The sequence below is a fragment of the Sphingomonas sp. Leaf198 genome (assembly GCF_001424005.1).
GTDB lineage: Bacteria > Pseudomonadota > Alphaproteobacteria > Sphingomonadales > Sphingomonadaceae > Sphingomonas.
Genome location: NZ_LMPX01000001.1, coordinates 1,055,987 through 1,079,946 on the forward strand (window position 1 = coordinate 1,055,987; position 23,960 = coordinate 1,079,946).

Here is a 23,960-nt window from a genome sequence, read left to right on the forward strand (position 1 = left end):
GCCGCCCCACAGGGCGCGGCTTCGCCGTGACCGACGGGGCTGCGGTTAGAAAGAGTTTGAACGGCCGGCGGTTCGGGCGTTGATCGGAACAGGTGACGGAGAGGAAGCCATGACAATCCACCAGCCGACCAACGCCGCAGGCGAGACCGCCGGCCAGACCGAAGACACGGCGTATCAGCCCGGCTTCGGCAACCACGTATCGACCGAGGCGATCCCCGGCGCGCTCCCGATCGGCCGCAATTCACCGCAACGCCCCGCCTTCGGGCTCTATACCGAGCAGCTCTCCGGTACCGCCTTCACCGCGCCTCGCCACGAGAATCGCCGCAGCTGGCTTTACCGAATGCGCCCGACCGCCGAGCATCCGCCGTTCGAGCGCTATGCCGGTGCCGAACGGTTTGCGCCCGGCACCACCGATGCGCCGCTCGCGCCCAACCGCCTGCGCTGGGATCCTATCGCCGCCCCCGCCCCGAATACCGACCTGATCGACGGCACGACGACGATGCTCGCCAACCGCGATCCCGCCGATCTCGAAGGCGTCGCACTCCACGTCTACGCCGCGAACACCGACATGATTTCGCGCGTGTTCATGGATGCGGACGGCGAATTGTTGTTCGTGCCTCAGGCTGGACGGCTGCGGTTGCTGACCGAACTCGGCCGAATCGACATCGCCCCCGGCCAGATCGCGCTGATCCCGCGCGGCGTCCGCTTCCGCGCCGAACTCCCCGATGGCGAAGCGCGCGGCTATGTCGCGGAGAACCACGGCGCACTGTTCCGCCTGCCCGATCTTGGCCCGATCGGTGCCAATGGGCTCGCCAACCCGCGCGATTTCGAGACGCCGGTCGCCTGGTTCGAGGATCGCGACGAGCCGGTCGAGGTCGTCCAGAAGTTCATGGGGTCGCTGTGGTCCACCACACTCGATCACTCGCCTCTCGACGTCGTCGCATGGCACGGCAACCTTGCACCGTGGCGCTACGACCTGTCGCGGTTCAACACGATCAACACGGTCAGCTTCGATCACCCCGATCCCTCGATCTTCACGCTACTGACCTCGCCGAGCGACGTGCCTGGCCGCGCAAACGCCGATTTCGTGATCTTCCCGCCACGCTGGATGGTCGCCGAGGGCACGTTTCGACCGCCGTGGTTCCACCGCAACGTCATGTCCGAAGCGATGGGGCTGATCACCGGCGCGTACGATGCGAAGGCTGAGGGGTTCGCGCCGGGCGGTATCTCGCTGCACAACCTGATGTCGGGTCACGGGCCGGATCTCGCCAGTTGGCAGGGTGCGAGCGCGGCGGACCTGAAGCCGCACAAGATCGACGGGACGATGGCATTCATGCTGGAGAGCTGCTGGCCGTACAAGCCGACCGCCTATGCGCTGGAGCATTCGCAACTCGATTACGATACGGTCTGGTCGGATTTCCCGAAAGCGGTCCTGCCGAAGTGAGCCTGACACTGCACGGCTATTGGCGCTCGACCACCGCCTACCGCGTCCGCATCGCGCTGGGCTTGAAGGGCATCGCGTACGAACAGGTCGCGCACGATCTCCGCACCGGCGCGCAACGCAAAGCCGAGTATCGGACGCTCAATCCCCAGGGGCTCGTTCCGGCGCTGGAGACCGACGATGTAGTCCTGACGCAGAGCCCAGCGATCCTCGAATGGATCGACGAGGTGTATCCCGACCCGCCGTTGCTCCCCGCCGGCGCGAATGATCGGGCGATCGTCCGTGCGATGGCCGCGACGATCGCTTGCGACGTCCACCCGGTGAACAATCTACGTATCCTGAACGCCTTGCGCACCGAGTTCGGGGCCGACGAGGCAGCGGTAAACGGCTGGATCGTACGCTGGATCGGCGATGGGTTCGCTGCGCTCGAGACGCAGATCGCGCGTTATGGTGACGGCTTCGCGTTCGGCGCGATACCGACGATCGCCGATTGCCACCTCGTCCCGCAGGTCTACTCCGCGGAACGGTTTGCGCTCGATCTCTCGCCTTACCCGAAGCTCAAGGCGGCAGCAGAGAACGCCCGCGCCCTCCCCGCTTTCGCCGCGGCGCACCCCGACCAGCAGCCGGATGCCGACCGCGCATGAGCGACGGCGAACGGCTGACCGCTACCCCCGGCGGGATCAAGCTCGCGCCGCTCGACGCGATCGCGGACGGCAAGGCGCGGAACTTTGTGCTCCAGATGCGCGCGGGTCGTTTCCACGGGTTCGTCGTGCGTAAGGACGACGCGGTGTTCGGTTATGTCGATCGCTGCCCGCATATGGGCCTGCCGCTCGCGCAGGTGCTCGACGAGTATCTCACGCCACGCGGCGACCTGATCGCGTGTAGCTGGCACTCCGCGCTGTTCGAGATCGACAGCGGCGCGTGCGTTGGCGGGCCCTGCGGGGGCACTCGGCTGACGCCATGGCCAGTCGCGGTGGTCGACGGGATGATCGTCACCGCAGGCTGACGCGGCGGGCGACATGCGCTAAGGGAGCGCACCTCCTCCCCTGCACGTTGAACCGATGACCGAAACCCTGCCCATCCGCGTCGTGGCGCTGTACCGCTTCACGCCGTTCGCCGATATCGCCGCGATCCAGCCGCCGCTCGCGCTGGTGTGTTGTTCCAACGGCGTGAAGGGGACGCTGCTGCTCGCCGCCGAGGGGATCAACGGGACGATCGCCGGGTCCGAGGAAGGTATAGATGCGGTGCTCGCGCATATCCGCGCGCTGCCGGGATGCACCGATCTCGACGTCAAAGAGTCGCGCGCGGAGACGATGCCGTTCCACCGGATGAAGGTCCGGCTGAAGCGCGAGATCGTGACGATGGGCGAGCCTTCGATCGATCCGCTGGAGGGCGTCGGGCATTATGTCGAGCCGGCGGACTGGAACGCACTTATCGCCGAGCCGGGGACGATCGTGATCGATACGCGCAACGACTACGAGGTCGCGGTCGGCACATTTGCCGGCGCGGTCGATCCGCAGACGCGGACGTTCCGGGATTTTCCGGCGTGGTTTCGCGAGCATCGCGACGAACTGGTCGGGGACGGCCCACCGCCGAAGATCGCGATGTTCTGCACCGGGGGGATACGGTGTGAGAAGTCGACCGCGTTTCTGAAGGCCGAGGGGCTGGACGAGGTGTATCACCTCAAGGGCGGCATCCTGAAATATCTGGAGACCGTGCCCGAGGCAGAGAGTCTCTGGGAGGGGGAGTGTTTCGTGTTCGATCAGCGGGTTGCGGTTGGACATGGTCTAGCGCTGGGAAGCCATGTGCTGTGCCATGCGTGCCGGATGCCGGTGAGTGTCGAAGACCGTGGCTCGCCGCTGTATGTCGAGGGGGTGAGTTGCCCGGCGTGTCATGATGCGCGGGACGAGGCTCAGCGGGCTGGGTATGCGGAGCGCGAGCGGCAGGTGCGGCTGGCAGAGGCTCGGGGTGAGGCGCATGTCGGGGCGGTGTTGCCGAAGACGTATGGGGCGGATTGATCCGCAGGACCTTCAACGGTTTTTACCCCCCCCGGCGGAGGCCGGGGTCCAATTGGGGAACGGTGCTAACGAAGCGCAGTATTCCGTTACTGCGACCTTTCCAATTGGGCCCCGGCCTTCGCCGGGGTGGTAGCGTAGGGGCTAACCAGTCGTTGCGAAGCGCTCGGCCAAAGCCGTATTCCCCTGCGATACCGCCAGCGAGCGCACGCTGTTTCCCGCAGCGTCCACGATCGCCGAATCCGCACCGTGTTCCAGTAAGAGGTCGATGATCGCCGTCTTGTTCACCAGCGCGGCCATCATCAGCGCGGTCTGGCCGACGCCGTTACGCCGGTTCACGTCGGCCCCGGCATCGAACAGGATCTGCGCGATCTCCTCGTAGCCTTTGAAGCAGACACCCATCAGGGCGGTGTTGCCGCGCGCGTCCGCCGCGCCATCAACCTTCGCGCCTGCCGCAAGGAGGGCCGCGGTGGCCTCCGCCTGGCCGTTGTAGCTGGCGATCACCAGCGGCGTGTAGCCCTTGGCGTCAGTCACCTCGATGTCGACACCAGCCTGCAATAGCGCCGGGATCATCTCGTCCCGCCCCGTCCGTGCGGCGTCGAACATCAGTTCGATCAGCCGCTCCATAGGCGGCAACGGGGGCAGGTCTCGCGCGTCAGTCATCATTCGCCTCGATGATATGCGGCACGAACCGCGCGAGATTGCGCGTCACGACCGTGTCATCTTCCCGAACGCCGATCCCCGCGGCTTCGTTGCCGACCATCCACGCGCCGATCACCGGATGGCGACCGTCGAACACGGGTGGAGGCGCATAGGCCTGACGGATCGCGCCCTCCGCGCCGTAGCCCTGATCAAGCACCGCGTGGCCATCCTCGCCGATCACCTCGACGTTGGCACCCTCGCGCGAGAACAAAGGTTTGCGCACATACTTAGGCCCGAGGATCTTCGCGGCGGGATCGTCGTCGAAGAATGCCGGCAACAGGTTCGGATGTTCGGGATGCCGCTCCCACAGCAGCGGCAGAATACCCTTGTTCGACAGGATCGACTTCCACGCCGGCTCGATCCAGCGCACGTCGGCGCGCGACAGGTTCGGCGCATAGGGCTCGCGGAGCATGAACTCCCACGGATACAGCTTGAACGCCGCCTGCACCTCGAAGCCGTCGGTATCGACGAAGCGCCCGTCCGCAGCGAGGCCGATGTCCTTCATCTCGACGAACTTCGGCTCGATCCCGACCTGGCTCGCCAGATCCTCGAAGAACCGCACCGTCTGGCGGTCCTCGATGGCACTAGCGTCCGCCGCGAAGTGGACGAAACCGCCGCTCGGGAACAGCGCACGGAACCGCTCGCGTAGCTTGTCGAACAGGCTGTTGAACTGGTCCGTCCCCGCCGGCAACGCACCGCTCGCGAGCAGGTCCTCCAGCCACATCCACTGGAACGTCGCGCATTCGAACACCGAGGTCGGCGTGTCGGCGTTATACTCGTAGAGCTTGGCCGGTCCGGTCCCGTCATAGGCAAAGTCGAACCGCCCGTAGAGCGACGGCTGACGCGTGCGCCACGTTTCCGCGACGTAGTTCCATTGCTCGCGCGGGATAGCCAAACGTTCCATCAGCTGCTGGTCCCGGACCACCTCGTCGACCAGATCGAGGCACATCGCGTGCAGCTGTTCCGCAGCGGGTTCGAGGTCGTCCTCGATCTCCGCCAGCGTGAAGGCATACGCCGCACCCTCGTCCCAATAGGGTTCGCCATCCGTGTCGTGATAGACGAACCCGATCGCGTCTGCCCGCTCGCGCCAGTCGCCGCGCGGATCGACCGCGATCCGGCGCATCAGGAGTCCGACGTCTTGGAGTCGTCGCGCTGCTCGATCTGCAGCGTCTGGCCGACCTGCGGCGTCTTTGGTGCCGTCAGGCGCGCGAGCACGTCATCCGCGGACGACTGCCCCGGCCCGATGCCCGCCAGCCGCAGCTTCTCGTCGAGATCGGCACCGGTGCGACGGTCTTCCAATTCGCCTGCAGCCTTGATCCGCTCGCCGCGAATCGCCTGGCGTTCACGGATGCGCGCGAGGCTGTCCGCGGCCGAGCCGAGCTTGTTGCCCGCACCCATGCTGCCCGACGCGACCGAGGCCTGCGCCTTCTGCACCGACTCGTTGACCTTGACGACCTCGACCTCGCGGCGGAGCTGTTCGATTTTCCGATCGGTCTGCGCGACGGCGGTGTGGATCTGCTCCTCGGCGGCGCGCATGTCTTCGACCTGCGGGCTCTTCAGCGCAATGTCCTGTTCGAGATCGGCGATCCGCTGTGCGACCTGGCGCGCGAGATCCATGTTGCCCTTCTCGACCGCGATCCGCGCAGACGCCTCGTACTTGGTCGCCTGAGCACGGAAGCTCTCGACCTCGGTTTCGAGGATGCGGCGGCGCGCTACCAGCCCCGCGAGATCGTCGCGTGCCTTGCCCTGCGCCTTGTCGGCATCGCGAATTTCCTGGTCGAGGATGCGCAGCGCGTTCGCGTCGACAACCGCCGCGCCCGCTTCGTGCGCGCCGGCACGACCGAGGGTGAAAAGCTTGCTCCAGATGGCCATGCCAGTCTCTCCGTTTGTATCAGTTCAGGCGGCGGGAATCTGCGCGTGGCGCAGGTCGGTGGCCGCATCGATCGCATTCTCGGCAAGCGTGCGCAGTTCGATGATCACGGTATCGAGCCGGCTCGACGTCGCGAGTTCGCCGAACAGCTCGTAATAGTCGCGGCCATCGACCGTGCCGATCCCGAAGTTCGACAGCGGCACCAGCTTCTGCGACTTCAGCAGGAAGGTGTTGAACGCCAGCTGGTCCTCCTGCTCGTCGCAGGGCCACAGCAACGTCGAGCACGCGATCTGCGCCTCGCTGACGTTGACGAACAGTTCGAGGTCGCCGTGGTGGTGCATCGTCACCAGCAGCACCGGGTCCGCGCCCTCCAGGATCCGCGCGGAAAATTCGCCGGCTTTCGCGGGCTCGGACGTGTCGAGCGCGGCCTTCAGGCTGCGGACGGTCCAGATGTCGGTCAATGCAAGAACTCCCGTGCTTGTCGCTCGCGCAGACACATAGGCGCAGGCGAGAGGCACGCCAATGGCGCTTTGCGACGGCTCGCGCTTTGGCCTATGCGGGGGGCCAATCAGAGATACGAGGATTGCATGTTCGATCGCCTGTTCGGCCGCAAGCCAACGCTTGACGAGAACGCCCTGCCCGTCGTCCGCAACGTCACACTGGGGCGGACGGTGACAGTCGATCCGCTCGCTTGGCGGCGGTTCGGATCGGAACTGCTGTTCCCGTTCGACCGCGATACACTGGTGATCGTCGCGCAAGGCCTGATCGACCTCAACGAAGGCGGGTTCGTCCACCGGTTCTACACCGACGACGACATCATGTTCCAGGCGGTGTCGAACGACCGTGACGGACAAGACGTGACGGACGTCACGCTGTTCGCACCATGGGACAGCAGCTATCCGTCGTCCGCCGCCGAGCGCCCGGCGTGGAAGAGCCGCCTCAAGGCGCGCACCTTCACCGCCGAGGGACTGCCCGAATACAGCCGCGCATGGTTCGGCCCCGAAGCGAGCGAGCAGGAGCCCGTGACGTTCTGGGAGGAACTGCATGACGACCGCGACGGTATCGTCGACCGCCGCATCTTCCAGACCTGCATGCTGTTCAGCCGCGACCTGCCGGGCGACGACGGGCGCGAACTGCTGCTCGCGATCGACATGGAGACCGAGTCCGGCGACGTCTCGTTCGAGATCATGCTGGGTGTGGCACTGGAACTTGGCGAGTTCCGCGCCTAGCATCGCGCACCAGGCTTCGGGGGAAATGCCATGATCGACCAATACAGCTTCGGCGCCAGCGCGCTCGCCTTCCTGATCGCGTTCGTCGCGGCGGGGGCGTTCACGATCGTTTTCAAGATCGTCTATCAGGTCGCGACGCCGTATCACGAGAAGTCGCTGATCCGCGAAGGCAATACCGCCGCCGCGATCACGCTCGGCGCGGCGCTGCTCGGCTATGTCCTGCCGCTCGCCTCTGCGCTGACGCATACCGTTTCGCTGGTCGAGTTCGCGGTGTGGGCGCTGCTGGCGGGCGTGATCCAGATCGTCACGTTCCTGGTGGTCCAGCATTTCGTGATGCGCGACTTCAACGACCGGATCGTCCGCGGCGAAATCGCGGCGGCGACCTATATGGGCAGCATCTCGCTGTGCGTCGGCATCCTCAACGCCGCCTGCATGACGAACTGAGGGGCATAGCGATGAAGCGTTCCAGATCGATCGTTCTCACCAGCCTGATCGCAGGATCGGGCATCTCGCTGACTGCGTGCGACGGCGATGTCGGTGGCAAGCCCGTCGAGGCGCAGAGCTATGCGTCGGTACAGGAGTGCCGCGCGGCAGGTGCGTTGTCGGCGGTGCAGTGCGATACCGCTTTCGAGCAGGCCAAGGCCGATGCCGCCAAGACTGCGCCACGGTTCCAGGACCGACAGACATGCGAGGAACAATACGGCGCCGCGCAGTGTGAGCCGCGCAACAACGGCAGTGGCGGAAGCTTCTTTACGCCTCTGTTGACCGGCTTCCTGGTCGGACAGGCGCTCAACGGCGGCTTCGGCAACCGTGGCGCGCCGATGTACCGCGACCGCGACGGCAATTACTACGGTGGCGCTGGCGGCCGGATCAACCGGGACTATGTGACCGGCCGGACCCGCGTGGGGTCGGATGCGTTTACGCCGACGACGGCGCGGGCCCCTGCCCGTGTCCAGTCGCGCAGTTCGGTGATCTCGCGCGGCGGGTTCGGGGGCGGTTTCGGCGGGCGGAGCTTCGGCGGCTAGCATACCGTCACCCCGGACTAGTGCCGGGGTCCACCGGTCCGCGCAACCATTGGCCAGTGAGCCCGCGGCACAGTGGATGCCGGAACAGGCCCAGCATCACGGAGGGCGTCAGGCGTTCCGCGGCACTCGCAGCATCGCCAGCGCCGCCACGCCCATCACGCCCGCGGCGATCAGCATTGCCCAGACCGCATCGCCGGGAAAGAACGTGCGGACCACCTGCCCCATCACCGACGACACGATCAGCTGCGGCAACACGATGAAGATGTTGAACAGGCCCATGTATACGCCGAGCTTGGCCTGCGGCAGCGCGTTGGACAGGATCGCATAGGGCATCGTCAGGATCGACGACCAGGCGATCCCGATCAGCACCATCGACCCGATCAGCAGATACTGGTCGCGCACTACGAGGAACGACGCGAACCCCGCCGCGCCGCTCAGCAGCCCAAGGATGTGCGCATCCCGGCGACCGATCCGCGCTGCCAGCGACGGCATCACGAACGCCCATAGTGTCGCTACGCCGTTGTACACCGCGAACAACACCCCGACCCAGTTCGCGCCGTCGTTATACGCGGCGCTGGTGGTGTCGGTCGTCCCGAACACGTGCTGCGTGACGATCGGCGTGGTGTAGATCCACATGATGAACAGCGCGGACCAAGTGAAGAACTGGACGAGCGCGAGTTGCCTCATCGTCGCCGGCATCGATCCGAGATCACCGACGATCTGGCTTAGGACGTTAGACTCCCGGCCCGACCGCACGAGCGCCGCGCTCGCCAGCAACGCCGCGCCGAACGCGATGAGACCGCCGCCGAGCAGATATACCGGCTTGTCGAGCCCGAACTTAGCCACGGCCGCGATCACGATAGCGCCCAGCGCGATCCAGACGGGCGCGAGCTTCGCGCTGGACCGGACGATCGTGTCGCGCCGCGCGACCTCACCCTCATCTTCGAACCCGGCCATCTGCGCCGGCGAATATTCGCGGGTCGTCAGCACCGTCCAGAGCACCGCGAAGAACAACGCCAGCGCGCCGATGTAGAAGCCGTATTGCACCGACAGCGGGATGCCGCCCGCCGGCGCGGTGTTGGCGACCTGGAACACGTCGGTCAGGATGATCGGCGCCAAGCTGCCGATCACCGCGCCCGCGCCGATAAAGCCGGTCTGGAACGCGAACCCGGCAGTGCGCTGGCGACTGCCGAGCATGTCGCCGACGAACGCGCGGAACGGCTCCATTGCGACGTTGAGCGACCCGTCGAGCATCCACAGCAGCACTGCCGCGACCCACAGCACTGGCGCGTTCGGCATCGCCAGCAGCGCGATCGTCGCGAGCAGCGCGCCCGCCAGGAAATACGGCCGCCGGCGTCCGAGCCGCCCCCAGGTCCGGTCGCTGTAATGCCCGATCACCGGCTGGACGAGCAGCCCGGTCAGCGGCGCGGCGATCCACAGGAAGGCGAGATCGTCGACGCTCGTCCCCAGCGACTGGAAGATCCGGCTGACGTTCGCGTTCTGCAACGCGAAGCCGATCTGGATCCCGAAGAACCCGAACGAGATGTTCCACAGGCCCCAGAACCCCTGGCGTGGCTTTTGCCTTGCAGCGGACGACATTCAGTTGGGTCCTTCGCCCGACGACCGCCGGATCACGAGTTGGGTGGGCAGCACGGTGCTGGCGACCGGACGATCGCCGATCCGCGCGAGCAGCATCTCGACCAGCCGACGCCCCGCAAGCCCGGTATCCTGTGCGACCGTGGTGAGCGGCGGGTTGGCAAGGCTGGCGGCGGGGATATCGTCGAACCCGACGATCGCGACGTCGTAGGGCACGTTCAGTCCCGCCCCCGCCAGCACGCGCATCGCCGCCAGCGCGATCAGGTCGCTCGCCGCGACGATCGCATCGAACGCGACGCCGCGTTGCAGCAGTTCGCGCGCCGCCCGCGTGCCGTCGTCCTCGGTCGAGATCGCCTCGACCTGAAGCCGCGGATCGACCTTCAGGCCATGCTCGCCCAGTGCCGCGACATAGCCCCGATACCGATCGTTGAACTCGGGATAATGATCGGTCGCGCTGCCGAGAAACGCGATCCGCTGCCGACCGCGCTCGATCAGATGGCGCGCCGCCGCCGCACCGCCTGCCACATTGTCGCAGCCGATTGTCAGCCCCGGCTGCCCCGGCCGGACCGATCCCCATCGGATGAAGTGCGTGCCCTGCTCGACCAGTTGCACCAGACGCGCTTCGTAATCGGCATAATCGCCATAGCCGAGCAGGATCAGACCATCGGCGCGGTGGCTGTCCTCATAATCCATGTGCCAGTCGCTCGAGAATTGCTGGAACGACACGAGCAGGTCGTAGCCATGTTCGGCACACGCCCCCATCATCGATCCGAGCATGCCGAGGAAGAACGGGTTGACGACGGTCTCGTCGGGCGCCGGATCGCGGAACAGCAGCAGCGCGAGCGTCCGTGTCGTGCCGCTGCGCAGGTTCGAGGCGCTGCGATCGACGGTATAGTTCAGTTGCCGGGCGATCGCCTCGATCCGCTGGCGGGTCGCAGCGTTGACGCTGGGGCTGCCGCGCAACGCACGCGACACCGTCGGTTGCGACACGCCCGCGAGCTGCGCGATGTCGAACGATGTCGGCTTGCCATGAAGCTTTCGCTGGGCGGTCACGTGACGGGCATCCTCGGTGTGCTCGCTCGATCGGCGGGCGGTACCGGCAAGACACAGCGCAGAACGCACGCGCCGTCAACGCCGGTCGGTTTCATCCTCGGCCCCATGGAATATGTGGCGCGAGGGCAACACGTCCGCAACGGCCTTATTGAATACGTATGTAGTCGGCTTCCCTTCGACCCGACAAAATTCCAGTGACGGTACAGTTACATGCCCGATGCGCTCGAAGACGCCAACCGGGACCAGGGGAGGAATACCATGACGGCTCGCACTCGTGCGTCGGCTACTGCCGCACGCGCCATCCTGAAGCTTTCGGCCAGCAGCGCGACGCTCGGCGTGGCGATAGTGTTCGCCGGTACCGCGTTCGCGCAGGACGTGAATGCCGGGACCAAGGTTCCCGACCCTGCCGCGAGTTCGTCGACCGCCGCCAATCCCAACGAGGCACCCGGTGCCGCCCAGCGTCGCGCCGACAACGCTGCCGTGACCGGTGACGTAACGCCGGCGCAGAACGAAGCGACCGCACAGGCCGTCGCGGGCGCCGTGCAGAATGCGGGCGGGACGCCTGAAGATGCCGCGATCGTCGTCACCGGTTTTCGTCGCAGCCTCGAAAACGCCGTCGCCGAGAAGAAGTCCCGCGATCAGGTCGTCGAATCAATCTCCGCGGAAGACATCGGCAAGCTGCCCGACGCGTCGATCGCGGAGTCGATCGCCCGCCTTCCCGGTCTCACCTCGCAGCGCGTCAACGGCCGTTCGAACAGCATCTCGATCCGCGGCTTCTCGCCCGACTTCTCGACCACGCTGCTGAACGGTCGCGAGCAGACGTCGACCGGTGACAACCGCGCGGTCGAATATGACCAGTATCCAGCCGAGGTCATCAACCAGGTGCTAGTCTACAAGACCGCCAACGCCTCGCTAATCGGCCAAGGCCTGTCGGGCACCGTCGACCTTCGCACGATCCGCCCGATCGAATACGGCAAGCGCGTGATCTCGGTCGGCGGCCGCGGCACCTACGCCGATATCGGCAAGCTGAACGCGGGCTCGAAGGACAAGGGTTACCGAGTCACCGGCACCTACGTCGATCAGTTCTTCAACGACACGCTCGGCATCGCGCTGTCCGCCTCGTATCTCGACGAGCCGTACCAGATCCAGGAGTTCAACGCCTGGGGTTATGCCGGCGGCACCTTCAACAATCAGCCCGTCGACATCATCGGCGGCTCGAAGTCCTACGTGACCTCGACGAACCTGAAGCGCCTCGGGTTGCAGGGCACGGTGGAATGGAAGCCGGTGCCGGAGTTCACCGCCACGCTCGACGGCTTCTACTCCGACTTCAACGACGACCAGATCAAGCGCGGCATCGAACTGCCGCTCGGTTTCGGCGCGGCGACGACCATCCCGTCGGTAACGACGGTCACCAACGGGCTAGTCACCAACGGATCGTTCCGCGGCGTCGAAGGGGTCGTCCGCAACGACAGCTTCGAGCGCAAGGCCAAGCTCTATTCGTTCGGGTATAACGGCCGGTACGAAGGCGACGATGGCTGGAACGCGCAGATCGATCTGAGCCTGTCGCGCACGACCCGCGACGAGACCGTGCTCGAGACCTATTCGGGGACCGGCTATGGCCAGGGCGTCGGCGCGCAGGATACGATCGGCTTCACCTCGGGCAGCACCGGGACCGCGTTCAGCCCGACGCTCAACTATTCCGATCCGGGCCTGATCAGGCTGACCGATCCGCTCGGCTGGGGCGGCGCGAACGTGCAGGCCGGCTATTACAATGACCGCCACATCGTCGACGACCTGAAGCAGTACCGCGTCGAGATCGAGCGCGAACTCGAAAGCCCGATCTCAAGCGTCAAGTTCGGCCTCAACTATACCGATCGCAACAAGTCGCTGACGCCGAACGAGGCGCTCGTGCAACTCGCGAACGGTGCGTTGGAACAGACGTTGCCGACGCAGTATCAGCTGAAGCCGACCAACCTCGCGTATCTGGGGCTCGGCCCAATCCTCAGCTACGATCCGACCGCGCTGCTCGATGCCGGCGTGTACCGGCTGTCGTCGAACAACAACAATCTCGATGTCGTCGCCAAGGGCTATTCGATCCAGGAACGGATCATGACGTCGTACCTGCAGGCGAACATCAAGCAGTCGATCGGGTCGGCCGAACTGACCGGCAACGCCGGTGTGCAGGGGGTCTTCACCAACCAGAAGTCGTCAGGCAACGTCGTCGCCAACGGCGGGTTGATCCCGGTCACGCGCGGCGCTGAATATATCGACATCCTGCCGAGCGTGAACCTGGCGCTGCGCTTCCCGAGCGATATCGTGATCCGCGCGGCCGCGGCGCGCCAGATGCAGCGTCCGCGCCTCGACGACATGCGCGTCGCGCTCGCCTACGGCTATGACGCCGCGCAGGGCATCCTGACCGGCACCGGCGGCAACCCGTATCTGCGTCCGATCCGCTCGAACTCGTACGACGTCACGGTCGAGAAGTATTTCGGCAACCGCGGGTATCTGGCGGTGCAGGGCTTCTACAAGCAGCTGAAAAGCTTCGTTTACACCATCGCGAACCCCGGCTTCGATTACGCAGGCTATCCGCTGCCGTCGAACGCGCCCGGCGCCGTTCCGACGATCGGCACCGCGACCGTCCCGATCAATGGCGTTGGCGGCAACATCTACGGCGTCGAGCTGGCCGGAACGCTGCCGATCGGCGAGATCGTCTCCGCGCTCGACGGCTTCGGCCTGACCGGTGGCGGGTCGTACACCAAGACCGAGATCGTCCCGACGCCGGGCGGTCGCGCGGAAGATATCCCGGGCTATTCGCGCTGGGTCGCCAACGGCACCGCCTATTTCGAGAAATGGGGTTTCTCGGCGCGCGGCAGCCTGCGCTATCGGTCGACTTTCGTCGGTGAGCTGTCGGGCTTCGGTGCGAACCTGGTTCGGCGTCGTGCGGCGGGCGAGATGATCATCGACGGCCAGCTCGGCTACGACATCTCCACGGGCATGCTGAAGGGCGTCTCGCTCTATGTGCAAGGCCAGAACCTGACCAACGAGCCGTTCGTGACGATCAACGGGACGAACACGAACGAGATCATCGACTATCAGAAATACGGTCGCCGCTTCCTCGCGGGCGCGACCTTCAAGTTCTGATCCGACCGATCGCCGCGCACTTCGCACCGGTTGGGGTGAAGCGCGCGTCAATCATGGGGCAGTACCGACATCCCCGCAAAAGGACGCTCCATGATCAAGTCGCTGATCCTCTCCGCGCTGCTGTGCGCCACCGCGATTTCCGTGGCGGCGCAAAGTGCGAAAGCCGACTATCGCGCGCGCCTGCCGCAGGACGAGGTGATCTACTTCGTCCTGCCCGACCGGTTCGAAAATGCCGATCCGAGCAACGATCGCGGCGGGATCGCGGGCGATCGGCTGAAGACGGGCTATGATCCGACCGCCAAGGGCTTCTATCATGGCGGCGATCTTAAGGGGCTGACCGGGCGGCTCGACTATATCCAGCATCTCGGCGCGACCGCGATCTGGCTTGGGCCGATCTTCAAGAACAAGGCGGTGCAGGGTTCGCCGGGCCACGAGTCCGCGGGCTATCACGGCTACTGGATCACTGACTTCACGCAGGTCGACCCGCATCTCGGCACCAACGCCGACATGACCGCGTTCGTCGACGCCGCGCACGCGCGCGGGATGAAGGTGTATATGGACATCATCATCAACCACACCGCGGACGTGATTCAGTACCGCGAATGCTCGGTCGGCGTGCCTTGCCCGTACCGCGACCGCGCGGCGTATCCGTACCAGCGCAAGCGCGGTCTTGGTGGCAAGGCGATCAACGGCGGGTTCGTCGGTGACGGCGTCGAGACCGCGGCGAACTTCAGCAAGCTAACCGACCCGACCTACGCCTACACGCCGTACGTGCCCGCCGCCGAGCGGACGGTGAAGGTGCCGGCATGGCTCAACGACCCGATCTACTACCACAACCGCGGTGACTCGACCTTCACGAACGAGAGCTCGACGATGGGCGACTTCTCGGGTCTCGACGACGTGATGACCGAGAACCCGCGCGTCGTCAGCGGGATGATCGATATCTTCGGATCGTGGATCGACCGGTTCAAGGTCGACGGCTTCCGGATCGATACCGCGCGCCACGTGAACCCCGAATTCTGGGCGCAGTTCGTGCCCGCGATGCTGACGCGCGCGCAGGCGAACGGCATCCCCAACTTCCACATCTTCGGCGAGGTCTCCGATCACGAGGTTCGCCCCGCGGTGCTCGCGCAGCACACGATCGTCGACAAGCTGCCCGCGGTACTCGACTTTGCGTTCCGCCAGGCGGTGGTGGAGACCGTCGCCGGTACGCGTGGGACCGACGCGTTCGAGGCGTTGCTCGATGGCGACGTGTTGTACGCGAAGGGCGTCGACACCGCGGCGATCCTGCCGACCTTCACCGGCAATCACGACGACGGCCGCTTCGCGACGTTCGTCCGGAAGGCGTTTCCGAAGGCGTCCGACGACGAGGTGCTCAAACGCGTCCTGCTGTCGAACGCGATACTGCTGACGCTGCGCGGCGTGCCGACGATCTATTCGGGCGACGAACAGGGCTTCGTCGGCGACGGCAACGACCAGGACGCACGCGAGGACATGTTCGCGTCGAAGGTCGCCAGCTACAACGACAACCGCCTGCTCGGCACGACCAAGACGACCGAGACCGAAAGCTTCGGCGAGACGAACCCGCTGTTTCGCGAGATCGCGGCCCTGTCGAAGGTCCGCATCACGCACCCCGCCCTGACGCGCGGTCGCACGCTGATCCGCAGCCGGAGCGAAACGCCGGGCTTGTTCGCGGTCTCACGCTTCGACCCGACCACCGGTGCGGAAATCCTGCTGGCGTTCAACACGTCTGCCAAGCCGCTCACGCAGCCGGTGCAGGTCGAGACCGGCTCGCCCCGCTTCACCACGCTCGCCGGCACCTGCGCATCCCGCGCGGCCGCGCCCGGCAGTGTCATGATGACGCTGCCTGCGTTCGGCTATGCCGTCTGCGCCGCGGAGATTCGTTGATGCCTGACACTGCCTTGTTGCCGGTTACCGCCGATCACCACGCCCAGGACCGCCCGTGGTGGAAGGGCGCGACGATCTACCAGATCTATCCGCGCAGTTTCGCCGATTCGAACGACGACGGGATCGGCGACCTGCCCGGCATCACCCGCCATCTCGACTATGTCGCCAGCCTCGGCGTCGATGCGGTATGGCTCTCGCCTTTCTTCACATCGCCGATGAAGGACTTCGGCTACGACGTTGCGAACTGCCGCGATGTCGATCCGATCTTCGGCACGCTCGCCGATTTCGATGCGCTGATCGCCCGCGCCCATGCGCTCGGGCTGAAGATCATCATCGACCAGGTCTACAGCCACACGTCGGACGAACACCCGTGGTTCGTCGAGAGCCGCTCGTCGCGCACCAATCCCAAGGCGAACTGGTACGTCTGGGCCGACGCCAAGCCCGATGGCAGCCCGCCGTCGAACTGGCAGTCGGTGTTCGGCGGCCCCGCCTGGACGTGGGACGCGCGGCGTCGGCAATATTACCTGCACAATTTCTTGAAGGAGCAGCCGCAGCTTCACGTCCACGACGCCGACGTCCAGGACGAGATCGTGGACACCGCGAAGTTCTGGCTCGATCGCGGGGTCGATGGCTTCCGGCTCGATGCGATCAACTTCACGATGCACGATCCGGCGCTGACCGATAACCCGCCGGCCAGCGACAACAGCCTGAAGACGCGGCCGTTCGACTACCAGGCGCATGTCCACAACCAGAGCCATCCGGACATCCCGCTGTTCCTCGAACGGCTGCGGCGGCTGATCGATGGATACGGCGACCGTTTCACAGTGGCTGAGGTCGGCGGTGCGGACAGCGACCGCGAGATGAAGCTGTTCACACGGGGCAACACCCGGTTGAACAGCGCGTACGGCTTCGACTTCCTCTACGCGTCCGCGCTCGATCCGAAGACCGTGGCGGACGCGATCCTGCTTTGGCCCGCCGACGCCGATCTCGGCTGGCCGAGCTGGGCGTTCGAGAATCACGACGCGCCGCGCGCCGTCTCGCGCTGGGTCGACATCAACAATCGCGACGCGTTCGCGCGGATGAAGATGCTGCTGCTCGTCTGCCTGCGCGGCAACATCTTCCTGTATTACGGCGAGGAACTCGGCCTGACCCAGGTCGAGGTGCCATTCGACCTGCTTCAGGATCCCGAAGCCATCGCCAACTGGCCGCTGACTCTGTCGCGCGACGGAGCACGAACGCCGATGCCGTGGATCGCCGACGCGCGCAACGCCGGCTTCTCGGATGCGACGCCGTGGCTGCCGGTCGGCGGCGATCATGCCGCGCTCGCGGTCGATCGTCAGGAAGGCGACCCGCACTCGCTGCTCCACTTTACCCGTCGCCTGCTCGCATTGCGCAAGGCGAGCCCCGCGCTGGCGATCGGCGACCTGACTTTGGTCGAGGTATCCTCTTCCGTGCTCGCGTTCGAACGTCATGCCGATGGCGAGACGATGCTCTGCGTGTTCAACATGGCCGCCGACCCCACCGAATGGCGCCCTGCCCAGCCCGACGGCTGGCGCGTGCGCGATACCGTCAACATCGTAGAGGGCTGGACCCTCGGCTCATACGCGGCACTCGTCGCCGAAAGGATCGCTTGATCATGAAGACCCTCCTTCTGCTCTCCGCCGCGCTGATCGCAACGCCAGCCTTCGCGCAGGACGCTGCCCCTGCCCCGACCTCCAACGAGACGATCAAGCCGCAGCCCGCGCCGACGATCCCGAACGCGATCGCAACCTCGCCCGACGGCAGCATCGTCGTCACCGTGGCGACCGACGGCGAGGGCAAGGCGAGCTACAGCATCACCCGCAAGGGCGAGCTGATCGTCAGCCCGTCGCGGCTCGGCTTCCTATTCACCGACGCGCCGAAGTTCGACCGCCACCTCAAGATCGAGAGCATCGCCCGCAACAAGGCGGACTCGACCTGGACGCAGCCCTGGGGCGAGTGGAAGTCGATCCGCGACGACCACACCGAGATGCGCGTCCGCCTGGTCGAGACCGATCGCCTGAAGCGCGCGATCGATGTCGTGTTCCGACTGCAGGACGACGGCGTCGGCTTCCGCTATGAATTCCCCGAACAGCCCAATTTCAAGACGATCAACATCGCCGAGGAACTGACCCAGTTCGCGTTCGCCGAAGACGCGACCGCGTGGTGGAAACCGGCGTTCGAGTGGAACCGCGAGGAGTATCTGTACAACCGCACGCCGCTGACCGGCGTCGGCACCGCCGCCACGCCGATCACGATGAAGCTCGCCAGCGGCACGCATGTCGCGCTGCACGAGGCGGCGCTGACAGACTATGCCGGGATGAACGTCGCCAAGGTCGAGGGCAACACGTTGAAGGCGGTCCTCACCCCCGGCGCCGGCGCGCCAAAAGTCACACGGACCGGGCCGTTCGCGACGCCGTGGCGGACGCTGATCCTGTCGGACGATGCGCCCGGCCTTTACATGAGCCACCTCGAATTGAACCTCAACGAGCCCAACAAACTCGGCGACGTCAGCTGGGTCAGGCCCGGCAAGTTCGTCGGCGTGTGGTGGAACATGATCACGGGCAAATGGAGCTGGGCGACCGGTCCGCAGCACGGCGCCACCACTGCGCATGTGAAGAGCTACATCGATTTCGCCAGCGCCAACAAGATCCCAGGTGTGCTGGTCGAGGGCTGGAACGTCGGCTGGGACGGCGACTGGTTCGGCGACGGCAACGCGATGCAGTTCGACACGCCGACCCCCGATTTCGACGCGAACGTCCTCGCCAAATACGCGAAAGCCAAGGGCGTGTACCTGATCGGCCATAACGAGACCGGCGGCTCCGCGAGCCATTACGACAGCCAGCTCGACCGGTCGTTCGGCTACGCGCGCGATCACGGCATCCCGGCGGTCAAGACCGGCTACGTCACCGACGCCGGGCAGATCGAACGCGTCGATCCCGATGGCTCGCAGCACCGCGAATGGCACGAGGGCCAGTGGATGGTGAACCACTATACCCGTGTCGTCACTACGGCGGCAAAGTACAAGGTCGCCATCGACAGCCACGAGCCGGTCAAGGACACGGGCCTGCGCCGCACCTATCCCAACTGGATCGCGCGAGAGGGTTCGCGGGGCATGGAATATAACAGCTGGGCCGGCAAGAACCCGCCCGAGCATGAGGCCAACCTCGCCTTCACGCGGATGCTCGAAGGGCCGATGGACTTCACGCCCGGCGTGCTGAGCCTCAAGGGATCCGACAACAGCGACATCCTGTCGACGATCGCCAAGCAGCTCGCGCTGTACGTCGTGCTGTACTCGCCGGTTGTGATGGCCGCGGATACGCCCGAGAACTATGCGAAGTATCCAGCCGCGTTCCAGTTCATCAAGGACGTGCCGACCGACTGGTCCGACACGCGCGTGCTGAACGGCGAAGTCGGCGACTACGTCACCTTCGCGCGGAAGGACCGCAAGTCGAACGACTGGTATCTCGGCAGCGTCACCGACGAAAACCCGCGGACGCTGACGGTCTCGCTCGATTTCCTCGACGCCGGCAAGAGCTACGCCGCGCAGATTTACCGCGACGGTCCGAACGCGGACTACAAGACCGATGCGCGCCATGCGATCACGATCGAGACGAAGACAGTCCGCAAGGGCGACGCGCTGACGCTGCCGCTCGCCCCGGGTGGCGGTGAGGCGATCCGCTTCAAGGCGCGGTGAGTCTGTATCCGGGTCGCCCCGTCTCGCGACGGACCGACCCGGGATCGTTCAGCGTCGCGGCGCCATCAAGGGTCCACCGATCTCGGTCGCGGCGATGAACGCCGGTCGCGCGCGCAGGCGGTCGAGATACGCGGCGACGTCGGGATGTTCCTTCAGCAGGCCTGTGCTTTCGGCGATCGCCAGCATGTAGCACATCTGGATATCCGCCAGCATCAGCTGCTCGCCCATCAGATACGGGCCGTCGCCGACGCCTGCGCCGATATAGTCGAGCGTCCTGGTCACCTCGGGGCCGGTGAACTTGGTCAGGCCTTCGGGCAGGCCGCCCATCCGCTTGCCGAACATCGTCATCATGATCGGCAGCGCCGCCGAGCTTTCGACATATTGCAGCCACTCGTCGTGCACGGCGGCGGCATCGCTGTCGATCGGCGGCGAGAAGCGGCGGTCGCCGTACCGCGCGTCGATGTACGACAGGATCGGCGCGCTCTCGGCGAGCGTCAGGTCGCCGTCGACCAGCACCGGTGCCTTGCCAAGCGGGTGGATCGCCTTCAGCGCGGCCGGTGCGCGAAAATTCTCGTCACGCTCGTATTTGACGAGGTCGTATTCGATGCCGAGCTCTTCGAGCAACCACAGCACGCGGATCGAGCGCGAGTAGTTCAGGTGGTGGAGCGTTAACATAAGCGTCCTTCGACTAGGAATGTGCTGCACCGCGGAACGGCTGGGCGGCATCGAAGGTTTCCTCGGTCGCGGCCCCCGGAATTCTCCGGCAACGGAGAGCCTTATGACCAAGCTGACCTGCGACGTGGCGATCATCGGTGCCGGGACCGCCGGCCTCGCCGCCGAGCGCAGCGCGCGCCGCAACGGCGCCAGCACGCTGCTGATCGACGAAGGCTTTGGCGGAACGACCTGCGCGAGCGTGGGATGCATGCCGTCGAAGCTGTTGATCGCGGCGGGAAATGCGATGCATGCGGTCGAGCACGCGTCGGTGTTCGGGATCGAGGCGTCGGGCAAAGTCGATGGCGTCGCGGTGATGGCGCGCGTGCGGAAAGAGCGCGATGCATTCGTCGCTGGCGTCGAAAAGTCGATCGACAAGCTGCCCGACCAGGTGAAGATCAAGGCGCGGGCAAAATTTGCGGGTGCGACGATCCTCTCGCTCAGCGACGGCCGCGAGGTCCACGCGAAGTCCGTGGTGATCGCGACCGGATCGAGCCCTGCGAACCCCGCGATGTTCGACGCGGTGCGCGACCGGGTGCTGACCAACGAGAGCATTTTCGAACTGGAGGATCTGCCCAAATCGCTCGGTGTCATCGGTGCCGGCGCTCTGGGGCTCGAACTGGCGCAGGCGATGGCGCGGCTGGGCGTCGAGACGATGGTGTTCGACACCGGCGAGACGATCGGCGGGCTTAAGGATCCTCACGTCGCCGAAGCGTATCATGCGATCCTGTCGCGCGAGATGCCGATTTTGCTCGGCGTCAAGCTCACGGTCGAGCCGGATGGCGACGGCGTCAAGCTGGCCTGGACCGGGTCGGCGTCGGGCGAACGACGTTTCGACTATCTGCTCGTCGCGACCGGACGGCCGCCTCAGGTGAAAGATATCGCGCTGGAGACGACGGGTCTTGCGCTCGATGACCACGGCATGCCGGACTTCGACCGCGAGACGATGCAGTGCGGCACTGCGCCGATCTTCATCGCCGGCGATGCCGACCATGACCGCGCGGTGCTGCACGAAGCGTCGGCCGAGGGAACGATCGCCGGGCGCAACGCGGCAAGCTATCCCGAAGTAACGCCGGGCAAGCGGACGGTGCCGTTCGCGATCACCTTCACGCACCCCAACGTCGCGGTCATCGGCAAGATCGCCAACGACGACGATGCCGACAGCGTGATCGGCACCGCGTCGTACGACGATCAGGGCCGCGCGAAGGTCGAGGCGTGCAATGCGGGGCTGGTGCGCTTCTATGCGGATCGTCGCGATGGCCGGTTGATCGGCGCGACGATGGCGGGGCCGGCGGTCGAGCACAGCGCGCACCTGATCGCCTGGGCGATCCAGAGCGGCTGGACCGCGACCGAGGTGCTCGACCTGCCGATTTATCATCCGACGTTCGAGGAGGGGATGAAGGGCGCGCTGCGCTCGATCTGCGCCGAAGTGCATGCGCCCACCCCGCCGGATCGGGATGATGGGTTCACGCCGGGAACTTGAAGCATCTGAACACAAATACCACCCCGGCGAAGGCCGGGGCCCAATTGGGAGCGCTTAGTAACGGCTGGCAACGCTTCGTTACGGCCAGCTTTCCAATTGGGCCCCGGCCTTCGCCGGGGTGGCGCTATCGAGGTGGCGCATCGCAATAAGAGGTCGGTCGCTTGGCGTCCTATTCCTCCAGATCAAGATACGCGACGACGTCGTTCTCGGTGGCGAGATACAGCCCCGTCTGGACGTCCTCCTCCTGCTGTGCGGCAATCGCGAGCGCTTCCCCGAGCGGCCCATAGAACAGAGTCGTCGCCGCCCCGCCCTCGCCGCTGTCGTCTAGATGATACAGCCGGACCGACACGCCGGAAGAAATTGTCCGCATTTCAATGCCCTACCCAAACCTCCGTGACGCAAAATTCACGGAACCAAATGCCTAGTAGCGCAACTTTGCCGCGCTTCACCCGTTAGGCCAACATATACAGGGGTTTATATGCATCAGGATGAATGTTTTCCGGTGTCACGCCGTGGCGTGATCGCCGGTGGTGTCGCGTCGGCCACGTTGGCAGCAGCACCCGTTGCACAGGCGCAGACGCAGGGCACGACGCAATCGGCCCCGCCGACCATGCCGGTCACGCTCAAGGTCAACGGACGTACCACCAAGCTGAACGTCGATACGCGCACCACGCTGCTCGACGCGCTGCGTGAGAATTTGAAGCTCACCGGCACCAAGAAGGGCTGCGATCACGGCCAGTGCGGTGCATGCACGGTCATCGTCGAGGGTCGCCGTATCAACAGCTGCCTGACGCTCGCCGTCATGCACGAAGGCGAGGAGATCACGACGATCGAGGGTCTCGGCACGCCCGAGAAGCTGCACGCGATGCAGGCGGCGTTCGTCAAGCACGACGGCTATCAGTGCGGCTATTGCACCCCCGGCCAGATCTGCTCGGCGGTCGCAACCCTCGGCGAGATCAAGGCGGGCATCCCCAGCCATGTCACCGGCGACATCGCCGCAAAGCCCGCCGTCACCACCGACGAGCTGCGCGAGCGGATGAGCGGCAACATCTGCCGCTGCGGTGCCTATGCGAACATCATCGACGCGATCCACGACGTCGCGGGTACGGAGCGCAGCGCATGAAGGCCTTCACCTACGAGCGTGCCGCTTCGGCCAAGGAAGCCGCCAGCGCCGCAGTCCGCACGCCGGGCGCGAAGTTCATCGCAGGCGGCACCAACCTGCTCGACCTGATGAAGCTCCAGATCGAAACGCCGCAGCATCTGATCGACGTCAACGGCCTCGGCCTCGACAAGATCACGCCGACCGCCGAGGGCGGCCTCCGCGTCGGCGCGCTCGTCCGCAACACCGACCTTGCCGCTGATGCGCGCGTGCGGAAGGATTACGGTGTGCTCAGCCGCGCGCTGGTGTCCGGCGCGTCGGGCCAGCTACGCAACAAGGCGACGACCGCAGGCAACCTGCTCCAGCGGACACGGTGCCCGTATTTCTACGACACCACCAAGCCCTGCAACAAGCGTCAGCCCGGCAGCGGTTGCGCCGCGATCGGCGGATTCAACCGCAACCTCGCGGTCATGGGCACGAGCGACGCGTGCATCGCGACGCACCCGAGCGACATGGCGGTTGCGATGCGCGTGCTCGACGCGACGGTCGAGACGGTCAACGCCGCTGGAAAGACGCGCGCGATCCCGATCGCTGACTTCCACCGTCTTCCCGGCGCGACGCCGAACATCGAGACGTCACTCGCGCCCGGCGAACTGATCACGGCTGTGACGCTGCCCAAGCCGATCGGCGGTACGCACATCTACCAGAAGGTCCGTGACCGGGCGTCCTACGCGTTCGCGCTGATCTCGGTTGCCGCCGTGATCCAGCCCGGCGGTCGCGGGCGCCTCGCCTTCGGGGGTCTCGCGCACAAGCCGTGGCGCGTCGAAGCCGCCGAGGCGCAGATGCCCAATGGCGCCAAGGCGACCGCAGCCGCGGTCCTCGCCGGCGCCCGCACCACCTCCCAGAACGCGTTCAAGCTGCCGTTGGTCGAACGCACCATCGGCGCCGTGTTCGACGACGCAAAGGCCTGAT

Annotated in this window: 23 protein-coding genes; 15 read left to right on the forward strand and 8 right to left on the reverse strand. The window is 65.7% G+C overall.

The window, feature by feature from the left end; translation table 11 throughout:
• Positions 1–109: 109 nt before the first annotated feature.
• From hmgA to trhO, 4 genes are read left to right on the forward strand one after another with little or no spacing between them, the layout of a single operon-like run.
• On the forward strand, positions 110–1,444 hold the full coding sequence (gene hmgA / locus ASG20_RS04790; RefSeq protein WP_056049188.1) for a homogentisate 1,2-dioxygenase: 1,335 nt from the start codon (positions 110–112) through the stop codon (positions 1,442–1,444).
• Positions 1,441–2,085, forward strand: coding sequence for a maleylacetoacetate isomerase (gene maiA / locus ASG20_RS04795; RefSeq protein WP_056049191.1), 645 nt, complete (start codon positions 1,441–1,443; stop codon positions 2,083–2,085). Before hmgA ends, maiA begins: the two co-directional genes overlap by 4 nt.
• Complete coding sequence (locus ASG20_RS04800; protein WP_056049195.1) at positions 2,082–2,447, forward strand: Rieske (2Fe-2S) protein; 366 nt, start codon at positions 2,082–2,084, stop codon at positions 2,445–2,447. Before maiA ends, ASG20_RS04800 begins: the two co-directional genes overlap by 4 nt.
• A gap of 55 nt (positions 2,448–2,502) precedes the next feature.
• Positions 2,503–3,459 (forward strand): oxygen-dependent tRNA uridine(34) hydroxylase TrhO, encoded by a 957-nt coding sequence (trhO, locus tag ASG20_RS04805; RefSeq protein WP_056049198.1) that lies wholly within the window; start codon positions 2,503–2,505, stop codon positions 3,457–3,459.
• A gap of 141 nt (positions 3,460–3,600) precedes the next feature.
• On the opposite strand, the gene ASG20_RS04810 is transcribed toward trhO, so the two are convergent.
• From ASG20_RS04810 to ASG20_RS04825, 4 genes are read right to left on the reverse strand one after another with little or no spacing between them, the layout of a single operon-like run.
• Positions 3,601–4,119, reverse strand: coding sequence for an ankyrin repeat domain-containing protein (locus tag ASG20_RS04810; protein ID WP_056049201.1), 519 nt, complete (start codon positions 4,117–4,119; stop codon positions 3,601–3,603).
• Positions 4,112–5,281 carry a glutathionylspermidine synthase family protein gene (locus ASG20_RS04815; protein ID WP_056049204.1) on the reverse strand — a complete coding sequence of 390 codons (1,170 nt, stop codon included), beginning with the start codon at positions 5,279–5,281 and terminating at the stop codon, positions 4,112–4,114. The genes ASG20_RS04810 and ASG20_RS04815 overlap by 8 nt, the downstream gene beginning before the upstream one ends.
• The gene (locus ASG20_RS04820) at positions 5,281–6,030 is read right to left on the reverse strand and encodes a PspA/IM30 family protein (RefSeq protein WP_056049207.1); all 750 of its coding nucleotides are present in this window, start codon (positions 6,028–6,030) and stop codon (positions 5,281–5,283) included. The genes ASG20_RS04815 and ASG20_RS04820 overlap by 1 nt, the downstream gene beginning before the upstream one ends.
• Positions 6,031–6,054: 24 nt before the next feature.
• The gene (locus ASG20_RS04825; protein WP_056049210.1) at positions 6,055–6,489 is read right to left on the reverse strand and encodes a YjfI family protein; all 435 of its coding nucleotides are present in this window, start codon (positions 6,487–6,489) and stop codon (positions 6,055–6,057) included.
• Positions 6,490–6,615: 126 nt separating this feature from the next.
• Between ASG20_RS04825 and ASG20_RS04830 the strand changes: the two genes are divergently transcribed.
• From ASG20_RS04830 to ASG20_RS04840, 3 genes are read left to right on the forward strand one after another with little or no spacing between them, the layout of a single operon-like run.
• On the forward strand, positions 6,616–7,257 hold the full coding sequence (locus tag ASG20_RS04830) for a DUF2491 family protein (RefSeq protein ID WP_056049214.1): 642 nt from the start codon (positions 6,616–6,618) through the stop codon (positions 7,255–7,257).
• Positions 7,258–7,287: 30 nt separating this feature from the next.
• On the forward strand, positions 7,288–7,701 hold the full coding sequence (locus ASG20_RS04835; RefSeq protein ID WP_056049217.1) for a DUF350 domain-containing protein: 414 nt from the start codon (positions 7,288–7,290) through the stop codon (positions 7,699–7,701).
• An 11-nt stretch (positions 7,702–7,712) separates the two neighbouring features.
• Positions 7,713–8,282, forward strand: coding sequence for a DUF1190 domain-containing protein (locus tag ASG20_RS04840; RefSeq protein WP_056049223.1), 570 nt, complete (start codon positions 7,713–7,715; stop codon positions 8,280–8,282).
• Positions 8,283–8,390: 108 nt separating this feature from the next.
• Here the strand turns inward: ASG20_RS04840 and ASG20_RS04845 are convergent, their stop codons facing one another.
• Both ASG20_RS04845 and ASG20_RS04850 read right to left on the reverse strand, forming a co-directional pair.
• Positions 8,391–9,881: an MFS transporter gene (locus ASG20_RS04845; RefSeq protein ID WP_056049226.1), complete on the reverse strand. Its 1,491-nt coding sequence runs from the start codon at positions 9,879–9,881 to the stop codon at positions 8,391–8,393.
• Positions 9,882–10,931 (reverse strand): LacI family DNA-binding transcriptional regulator, encoded by a 1,050-nt coding sequence (locus ASG20_RS04850; protein WP_056049229.1) that lies wholly within the window; start codon positions 10,929–10,931, stop codon positions 9,882–9,884.
• On the opposite strand from ASG20_RS04850, the gene ASG20_RS19270 reads away from it, so the two are divergent.
• The 5 genes from ASG20_RS19270 to ASG20_RS04870 all read left to right on the forward strand — a co-directional run bounded on the left by ASG20_RS19270 (position 10,908) and on the right by ASG20_RS04870 (position 19,695).
• Entirely contained in the window at positions 10,908–11,129 is a 222-nt protein-coding gene (locus ASG20_RS19270) for a hypothetical protein (RefSeq protein WP_156364014.1), read from the forward strand. The two genes, ASG20_RS04850 and ASG20_RS19270, sit on opposite strands and share 24 nt — an antisense overlap.
• Positions 11,130–11,189: 60 nt before the next feature.
• Positions 11,190–14,072, forward strand: a complete 2,883-nt coding sequence (locus ASG20_RS04855) for a TonB-dependent receptor (protein ID WP_056050449.1) — start codon at positions 11,190–11,192, stop codon at positions 14,070–14,072.
• 90 nt (positions 14,073–14,162) lie between these two features.
• Positions 14,163–15,980 carry an alpha-amylase family glycosyl hydrolase gene (locus ASG20_RS04860; protein WP_056049232.1) on the forward strand — a complete coding sequence of 606 codons (1,818 nt, stop codon included), beginning with the start codon at positions 14,163–14,165 and terminating at the stop codon, positions 15,978–15,980.
• Positions 15,980–17,614, forward strand: a complete 1,635-nt coding sequence (locus tag ASG20_RS04865) for an alpha-glucosidase family protein (RefSeq protein ID WP_056049236.1) — start codon at positions 15,980–15,982, stop codon at positions 17,612–17,614. The genes ASG20_RS04860 and ASG20_RS04865 overlap by 1 nt, the downstream gene beginning before the upstream one ends.
• 2 nt (positions 17,615–17,616) lie before the next feature.
• Positions 17,617–19,695, forward strand: coding sequence for a glycoside hydrolase family 97 protein (locus ASG20_RS04870; RefSeq protein WP_082470729.1), 2,079 nt, complete (start codon positions 17,617–17,619; stop codon positions 19,693–19,695).
• A 48-nt stretch (positions 19,696–19,743) separates the two neighbouring features.
• Here ASG20_RS04870 and ASG20_RS04875 read toward each other — a convergent pair whose 3' ends face one another.
• Positions 19,744–20,370, reverse strand: a complete 627-nt coding sequence (locus ASG20_RS04875; protein WP_056049239.1) for a glutathione S-transferase family protein — start codon at positions 20,368–20,370, stop codon at positions 19,744–19,746.
• 103 nt (positions 20,371–20,473) lie between these two features.
• Between ASG20_RS04875 and ASG20_RS04880 the strand changes: the two genes are divergently transcribed.
• Positions 20,474–21,889, forward strand: a complete 1,416-nt coding sequence (locus ASG20_RS04880) for a dihydrolipoyl dehydrogenase (protein ID WP_056049243.1) — start codon at positions 20,474–20,476, stop codon at positions 21,887–21,889.
• Positions 21,890–22,058: 169 nt separating this feature from the next.
• Here the strand turns inward: ASG20_RS04880 and ASG20_RS04885 are convergent, their stop codons facing one another.
• Positions 22,059–22,259, reverse strand: coding sequence for a hypothetical protein (locus ASG20_RS04885; RefSeq protein WP_056049247.1), 201 nt, complete (start codon positions 22,257–22,259; stop codon positions 22,059–22,061).
• 108 nt (positions 22,260–22,367) lie between these two features.
• Between ASG20_RS04885 and paoA the strand changes: the two genes are divergently transcribed.
• Both paoA and ASG20_RS04895 read left to right on the forward strand, forming a co-directional pair.
• Positions 22,368–23,012, forward strand: a complete 645-nt coding sequence (gene paoA, locus ASG20_RS04890; RefSeq protein WP_056049249.1) for an aldehyde dehydrogenase iron-sulfur subunit PaoA — start codon at positions 22,368–22,370, stop codon at positions 23,010–23,012.
• Positions 23,009–23,959, forward strand: coding sequence for an FAD binding domain-containing protein (locus ASG20_RS04895; RefSeq protein ID WP_056049253.1), 951 nt, complete (start codon positions 23,009–23,011; stop codon positions 23,957–23,959). The genes paoA and ASG20_RS04895 overlap by 4 nt, the downstream gene beginning before the upstream one ends.
• Position 23,960: the final 1 nt, after the last annotated feature.